Below are 8,041 nucleotides of genomic sequence, written 5' to 3' on the forward strand. Positions count from 1 at the left end.
GTTTCGATTGCAGCGGCCGTTCCGCGGCATTTTCTTTCGAGGCACTTCAGGAACGACGCAAGGTCTATCCCGAGAGCTTTCAGCCTTCGCATAAACTCCTCGTTGATGGCCCCGGCTCGCCGAAGGCAATCCAGCAGTTCGCAGACCGGATCGCGTTTGGGATCGTTCGGATCCCACCGGTCGCCGCCCGGTACCGCCACGGTCGTCAGCGTCTGTTCGCGGTCGAAGGGGAGTCCGTGCATCGTCTCGCCATGGGCCCGGACACGGATGCTGTACACGCCCGGGATCGGCAAGCCATAGTTCATCGTGTACCGGTCTCCCGACGTGGCTGATAGCCCTATCGTATCGAAGGCGCCGTCAGGTCTGCGAATCTCCGCCCACACGTTCGCACGGCCGCGCGGAACGGCGTCATATTCGCGCAGGGACGCCTCGATGTCGGCCGTGGCACCGATCTCAAAGCTCGCCTGTGAGACGTGTGCCGAGAACGTCAGGCTCGAATACGAATGGGCAACGAACTCGTAGGGTATGACCGGCCCCTTTACATTCTGGGCGCCGGAATCATAGCTGTAGCCTCCCGCTATCCGTCTGCCGAGTTTCAGCACGGCGTGCCAGAGGCCTTCATGACTTCCCGCTGCGTTCGCCGGCAGCACGGGGAGCGCGCACCGATAAAACGACGCGTATTGCGTCAGGACGAACTGCGCATTTGCACCGGCCGGGCCTGAGGCTGGTGTGATCCTCGTGCCGTCAGGTGCTTCGAGCTGGAAGTCGATAACCTGGGGGGCAGGACTCAAAACGATCAGATCCATTCCGTAGTCGGCCTCGCAGATCCAGAACGGAATCCGGTGTTCGGAACGGCGGTCCAGCACCCCGGAGGGATCGGCGACAATCTGCGCATTGGTCACCCCTGCCAGGATCTGCAGGAAATACTTCGACAGCCGCATCGACTGATCCGTCGAAAGCGCGCCGGTTATGAGAAGGTAGCCGTTATGGCCCTGGCAGAGCGTGGTGAGAGCGGGGACGCTTATATTTGATGGAATTCCGAGGCCGACCGCGTAGGTGTTGGCCGTGATGCTTCCCGAAACGTCATCGAGCGAAGGGGGGCGGTTCCACTGGCCGTCGGTGAGTACGACCATGGCGGTCACGTTGTAGTCCGGCGAAGGGGCGGCTTGCGCGTCATCGAGCATCTGCTTCCCGTTCACGACGCCGTCGCCAATGGATGTCCAGCCGGAGGGGTTGATGTCGCTTCCCGAAATGTGGCCGATGGCGGTCGTGCGGCCGGCACCGCCGGGAGATGCCCCCGCATCCTGGATCTCCATCATGCGCTGGGCAGTCTCGTTGAATCGGACCAGTCCGATGCCGTCGCCCGGCAGCATGATGCTGATAAAGGCGTTTGCCGCCTCGCGCAGTTTCTGAACTTTAGTGATGCCGTCACCGGCATCGTCATTCATGCTGCCCGAACGGTCGATCACGAGCGCTACGGCCGAACGCGGCCGGGCAATGGTGTTGGCGTTGATGTTGATCACCCAGGTCTGGCCCGTCTCGACGCAGCGCACCGTCACGCTGCCGCTCGCCGTGTCGCCCGGATTGGTTGAGGTGTAGGAAAGCCAGATCCGTGCAGCGACAGAGGGAAGATTCGGATCGGCCGTGACCGACACCGACGTGCCCGCCGGAGTGCCGAAACCGCCGGTCGGCCCGGCCGTGATCTGAAAGGTAAGACTTCGGCAGGTAACCACATCCCAGCGGATCGCCCGGTGGGTCGTAACCCCCACGCCCCCCATTCCCGCCGGAACATTGGTGAACGAAATGCTCGGCGTTACGAGATTGATCGATTCCGCCGGCTGGAACGGCTGCAGCGTCGCCCTGATGACACCGGAGCAGACGGGGCAGAACGGTCCGTAATCGCGCATGTAACACGACGGCAGCGGCCGGTATGTGTTGCAGTCCGAATAGATGGCGCCTTCGTAAGTTCCGACCGCACCGGCCGGAGGCGGAGAACCGGGCGGCACGCAGGTCGAGGCGGCGCACGACGCGTCGCACTGCGATGGCATCGGCGTCGCCGCCGCGATCAGGGTACGCCATTTATTCGTCGCCCGGTTCGTGTCACGGGTAGCATTCGGTTGCGAAGGTTCGCCGGCGGGCGTTCCCGCACCGTTGCCGCCGTATTCGTCCGCCAGTCCGAACGCGCTGTGGCCCATCTCGTGGATGGCAATCTCGTTTGCCTGGGGATCGACCGAACAGGTTGCGATCGTCCCTCCCGATCCGCCGTATTTGGTTGAATTGACGATGCAGAGCACCTGATGGCGCAGCGGCACCCGCGCCGTAACGACAGAGAGCGCCAGAGCCGTGTCCACCGAGAGGAGTCGATCCAGCGGGCTTCCCGCGAACATGGTGCAGAACGTCGCATCGAAGTACGTATTCGCCGTCACCGCCGTTCCTCCCGCGCAGCCGGGATCGTCCGCCCCGCTGTCGGTGGAGACCACATCGATGCGGTAGATGTTAATTCCGCAGAAGAGTTCGTTGAACGGGGGCGTATTCCGCAGCTCGGTAATGAAGTTTTGAACATGGGTGTGGTAGTTTGAGAGTTCGCTTGCTCGATATCCGTCGCCGATAATCACAAGGTTCCAGCGAGCATTGTCAGGGCCATGATCGACTACTTTGGTGGTTCCCAGCACATATCCGTCACTTGAGCCCATCATTCACCCCCTTTCCCGCGTCCGGGAATTTCAAACCGTGCCAATTCGCCCGATGCCGCCGGGTGTTTGGCCTTTCCTTTGGCAGGAACGAGCGGGTTGCCCATGAGGACGACCGACCTCGCGTCGTCTTCGTCGGGGAGCAAAACCTCGAAAATCCCCTCCGTTACCTCGCCGAATCGGCGTTCGATCTTTCCGTCGGGCGAATGCACTTCAACGGAGTTCCCCAGCGGATTGTCGAGAACCCGGTGAAAGAGCGCGCGATTGCCCGCGTCGCGAAGCTCTATCCAGAAACCGCCATGTTTTCCCGCTTCCGGGCGTTCTCCAATGGAGGGGGGGGGGATCATGTCGAGTCGCTCATACCCCACGAGTTGAATCTCACGGTTCACGACCCGAAAGGTGAGCCGGAGTGATTTGCAAGACTGTCTGAGACCTGGGCCCTGTGGCCGAACGTTGCTTGCCATGATTCCTCCTGATGGTGTCGGAGTGCTTGAGGTATTTGTGTTTGATGATCGTGTCATTGTTGCTTTCATGTCTGACGTCGCGGCTCTTCGGCATTCTTGGCGACAAAATTCAGGTACCGCGTCAGGGCGTCGGCTATCCTGCGCTGGCCGGCTTCATCATTCAGCTCGTTGACCAACTTCTCGTGGCGCAGGTAGAACGGCAGCGCATCGACGTCTATCGCGGCCTTTTGCCGGCGATGAATGAGGAAAGGGTTGATCCCGCGGGCATGGACCTGGCCAAGCTCGTACATCACATTGGGGTTGAGGCCGGTAACGTCAACGACCACCGTTCGGGCGCGCTCTAGCGATGAAAGAAACAAAGACGGGATATTTCCCGCGTAATCATCGATATCGATTCGATGGGGGATATAGTTTGCAGCTTCGATAGCGTGACGAAGAACGTTCTGGTAAAAATCGTCATGCCCCGGACCGAATGGCATCAGAACCAGGCAGCGCTTCTTGGCCGCATCATAAATGGCCTGGGCGACCTCCCTGGCAATCCCTTCCAGCTCCGACAGCGGCGGCGGATCGCCCTCAAGGCGGCCAATCAGTTCTGGCCGAAGATTGAGGGAATAGAGGAACGCCGCGCGATTGTTTTCCCACAAGGTCCGGGAGTCCCCTCCCGTGAAGGGAATCGGCAACGCCGGCTTATCGAGAGCCAGCGCCAGCTCCAGAACGGTGCGCGTGTTTCCCTCCCCCTTGATCGTCACCAGTCCGTCAGCCGCCTTCACCAGGTTGAAGCGTCTGGCCTGATCCGTTCCGGGAATCCGGTGCACCGTACCTTCCGCAAAGCGTTCGACCTTGTCGTCAGGACGATCCAGCCTCTCCAGGGGAAGCCATGTCTCAAACCGCAGATTGAAAGCCTCGGGCTGGTCAAGGCGTTCCTTGGCCTCAAGCAATGCCGCGCTGTCAACGCTGACCCGCTCGGGATGTTCCCTGAAGCACTTGAATCCGCCACTGATCAGGACGACACCCTGAATTGCAAGGAGGTGGCGGGTCAGGCAACGCACGAAGTATGCTTCCTCCGTTGACAGGTTGGTGCCGCCATAGAGTGCGATGCGCGTCGTCATAGGAAGACCTCATGCTGCATCCGGTTGATAAGAGTCACGTTTTCCAGCTTCATTGTCCTTACTGGCACACGTCTACGCCACCCTCGCCGCAGCCGTAGCAGCAGTAAGTGTTGGTGGAGCAGGTATTGTCATCGATGCCATCAAGGGGGTCGGTCCCGGTGCATATCCAGATGCAGTTAGGCTGAGTCGGCTTGGGGCACGTGGTCGGAGGGGCCTCGGTCCGCGTGGGGATGGTGAAGACGAAACTCCCTTGGGCGAGGCCCTGATTAATCCTTCTGATGTCGTTGTCCTTCAGGACGAGCCGGGCGTCCGTCGGCACTTTTCTCGAAGCGCAGCTCGCGCAGATGAGGCAGAGTAATGTCAAGAGGGCAAGGGTCGAGGTCCGTCTCATTGTTTTTTGTCCGGTGAAACCAACAACAAAGGCTTTAACTTTCTTCATTTTTTGCCTCCTTTTTTGCCAGGTCGAGGGTTGAGACCTGTCCCGAGACCTGTCTCTGTAACTTATTGATTCACCACCAACGGTGTCTACTGCGCCAAAGCCTTGAGCTTGTCCGCACGCCGGTGGCCTTTGGCGGCTATGGGGTCCCCCATCACTGTCACATCAAAGATGCAGTTGGCGTAGATGGCTTTGTCCTTGATGCCGCGGCAAGCTTTCTTGGCGAGATCAGGACGTGGCCTTTCCACCCTGGGGGTGGGGCTGCTCACTGTGGTGCTGGTGCAGGACTGACCACTCTCGGGGGGCCAGTTGACGTCGGTGAAATTGGCGGTGGTGGTTCCGGGGGGGTAGTCAAAGAGGCTGGTGCTGCTGCTCACTCGCCAGGCGTCGGCAAACTTGTGGTTGAGCTGCACATGCCGGTCTACCAGCGAGGCGGGTTTCGGGCCGAAACTCGTGCCGTCGGGCGCGCGTGGCAACCACTCCGTGGCAAGAACGGGGCCCATCACCCCTTCCCGTGCGGGGGTGTTGAACACCTGCACGTCCAGGTACCAGTAGCCCTGTGACGACCAGAAGAGCGGTATAACGACCACACGCGTCCCATCGGCCAGGCGGATGTCGAGCTCACGGTCGGCAGTGCCTTTCCTGATCACGTTGCCGCCTCCCAGGTTGAAGCCCCTCCGGGGGTCGACGCGTTTGCCGTTCACCCGCAGTTCCAATCGCCTTTCATTGGCCGACGTCCCGCCGGCAGTCTGGTAGGTAATGCGGTGCTTGCCCACGCGCAGGGCGACGGCGGTGTTGAGGCTCACGCAGCTTGCCAGACCGGTGTACGGGTTGGCGCCGGGGGTAAATGAAGTGAGCACCGGGCTCTGGCGGGCTTGCAGTTCGAAGCCGGTGTCATCGTTCCTGAGGATGGTGAACTCGCCCGCCGCCTGAAAGTCGTAGTTGATGCCGTTGATGGTCGTAATGTGCGGGTCGCCTGCGTCGGCAGAGCTCGAATTGGGCGGACTGCCGCACCAGGCATTTTTGAAGGCGTTGGCCGCAGTGGCGGCGCTTCCGGGGCTGCCCGGCGGCATGGTCTCGTTTATCGCCTGTCCCAGAACGGTGCTGCAGTATTGAGGAATCTGATTCGACAGATGCGGGAAGCGCCCGTTGCCACCTTTGACGTGGCAACCGCTGCACTCTGCGGGGAGGGTTGAGCCGGCCTGCGAGAGCTGGTTTTGCGGCCACGACGCCCCTACGAGAGGATCGTAGCGGTTGACCGCCATCGACGGCAGATTCTGTGGCGCCCCGGCAAGGGTTTCCCACAACACCGCCGGTCCGCTGGTGGCGAGATTGGCCTTGGGGTGAATGATATACGGATTCTCTCCCGCGTGACAATCGGTGCAGACCCCGCCCGGGCCGAATTCGATCTCCTTCCCGCCGCCCTGATACTTGCCGCCGGACGTTGTCGGTACGCCGATGGGTATCTGGGTGCCAGCCGGGAAGTCGAAAGCCTGCACCGTGCCGCCTACCGTCCACTGGTTGTCCCAAAAACAGACCTTGGAGCTCTGTTTGCCCATGCAGATCACACCGTCAAGAAAAACCGTGTCCAGACTGGCGTCCGTGTACCGGGGCAATGCATAGCACATCCCCTCAGGGGAAGAACTCTTGAAGGTGCGCACCTCCGCAGGGGTCCCAACGATAAATTGACTTCCCGTAGGAATGAAGCCTTGGGATTTCCACCCCGTCAACCCGGCCGGATCCATCACGTTGATGGTAGGCGGAATCGGTACGCCGGCTGCCGCGCATTCATCGATATAGGCCTGACCCGAGCTGGTGGTGACGGACCGCGCCACGCCCCCCGCGGGTTTGATCGCCAGGGACTCCAGTCGCTTCAAGACATCCGGTCGCGGGGTGAATGGCTCGCGCCGGTCGACCACCTTCAAATCGCCCTGCTCCGGCAGTTTCCAGTTCATGGCGTACCGTAGCGCACGGATTTTGGCGGCCGTTTGAGGATTGAGACGCTTTGATGGAGTGTTGGCCAGCAACCATTCCAGTGCCTGGTGCTGCAGCACGAGCTCATTCTGGCCGTCAACCTGTAAGCCACCGCGGAGCCGTTTTTCATAGGCAGCAAACTCGCGCTTCTTGGCCGGAGCCACCGTGGCCAACAACTGCTTGCGATACCAGGACTGCGCGTCGGCGACAAAGCGCAGCGTCAAGGGAATCTGGCGCCCGTCCTGGCCAAAAAAACCGCCGTGGCCCGCAGCGGCAATGGGTTCCCTGCCCTGCGCCCGGGCCGGTTGCGGCAACGACGAGACCGTGAAAGCCACGGCAAGAGTTATGGCCCACGAGGTGAGCAGGACACGGCGAGTGGACTGATTCTTTGATACGGTGCCGTTTTTCATAAGATTTCCCTTTGCACCCGGGGTGCAGGTTGTAAGTGCTGGCGACACCGGTTAATTCGCCGCTTCTCCTCGCGTGAGATTCTTGTCCGGCTCTGCCCCTGTGCCAACACTCCGATCTCACTGTGCTTGAAGTCTAACCAACGGTGTGCGCACGTCTCTGCCACCAAAATTGAGTCCGCGTGCGCTTACTTCGTAAGAGGCGCCTCCTCGAGGTGTGCTGTGGACTTCCAGGTTCTGCGAAACAACGCGTTCAGTGCATCCCTTCTCGCCTGGGCTGCGACTATCCGGGTTGCTCGCCGTTGGAGCGCCCAGCAAGCCCGGTCCCGAGCGAGTTGTAATTCCGGTATTGGGATCTGTCGTCCAAGTAATGCCGGCGGCCCAGATCTGGGCATCCTGAACCCCTTCGCCGTCCTTTGCATTAACGATGACGGTGACTTTGCCTCCACCCGGAACGTCAACTGTCGAGGTCGTAGATCCCGGCGTGACGGTTACTATACTTCCGTTGGGCAAGTGAAAATCCATGACAAGAGATGGGCCGGTCCCGTCAGACGACGGGATCACGATCTCTTGCCCGACTGGGCACGTGCTGCATCCTGCTATCACGGTGGCCAGCAACATCATTAAAGCCGCGACCCTCAAATAGGAAGAACGATGATTTACCATTGCCATTAACTCCTTTCATTGTTTTCATCCAGAGTTACGAAAAGGTGATGCCGCCTAACCAATTGATTAAGCTGACCGGATAATGCCGGATTCAGGTTCTTATCCAATCAGCAGAAAACCAAAGCCTCACCGCAAGTCATCTCATCACTTCCCCCCCCCGTGAACGCCCCGTCCGCCTCGGCCCCTTTCCGCGGTTTCCACTGGAGCGAATAGTACTCACCTCGGTCCCTGGCCCACGGATCGAAGGCGTTGACCACGTGCTCCAGCTCCGGCGCCAACTCGGGAGCCGTCCGCA

5 protein-coding genes and 1 pseudogene are annotated in these 8,041 nt (G+C 60.5%); all 6 read right to left on the reverse strand.

The window, feature by feature from the left end; genetic code table 11:
- Positions 1–2,693 (reverse strand): M64 family metallopeptidase (locus tag RCH91_RS18925; RefSeq protein WP_306536586.1); only part of this gene is annotated, 2,693 nt, incomplete at its 3' end.
- On the reverse strand, positions 2,693–3,154 hold the full coding sequence (locus RCH91_RS18930) for a hypothetical protein (RefSeq protein WP_306536588.1): 462 nt from the start codon (positions 3,152–3,154) through the stop codon (positions 2,693–2,695). The genes RCH91_RS18925 and RCH91_RS18930, both read right to left, overlap by 1 nt.
- A 65-nt stretch (positions 3,155–3,219) precedes the next feature.
- Entirely contained in the window at positions 3,220–4,263 is a 1,044-nt protein-coding gene (locus RCH91_RS18935; RefSeq protein ID WP_306536590.1) for a hypothetical protein, read from the reverse strand.
- A 58-nt stretch (positions 4,264–4,321) separates the two neighbouring features.
- Positions 4,322–4,702 (reverse strand): hypothetical protein, encoded by a 381-nt coding sequence (locus tag RCH91_RS18940; protein WP_306536592.1) that lies wholly within the window; start codon positions 4,700–4,702, stop codon positions 4,322–4,324.
- 86 nt (positions 4,703–4,788) lie between these two features.
- Positions 4,789–7,083, reverse strand: a complete 2,295-nt coding sequence (locus RCH91_RS18945) for a hypothetical protein (RefSeq protein ID WP_306536594.1) — start codon at positions 7,081–7,083, stop codon at positions 4,789–4,791.
- 770 nt (positions 7,084–7,853) lie between these two features.
- A pseudogene (locus tag RCH91_RS18950) lies at positions 7,854–8,041 on the reverse strand (hypothetical protein); the annotation flags it as partial.

The sequence above is a fragment of the Geobacter sp. genome, from assembly GCF_030834625.1.
In the GTDB taxonomy this organism is placed as follows: Bacteria; Desulfobacterota; Desulfuromonadia; order Geobacterales; family Geobacteraceae; genus Geobacter.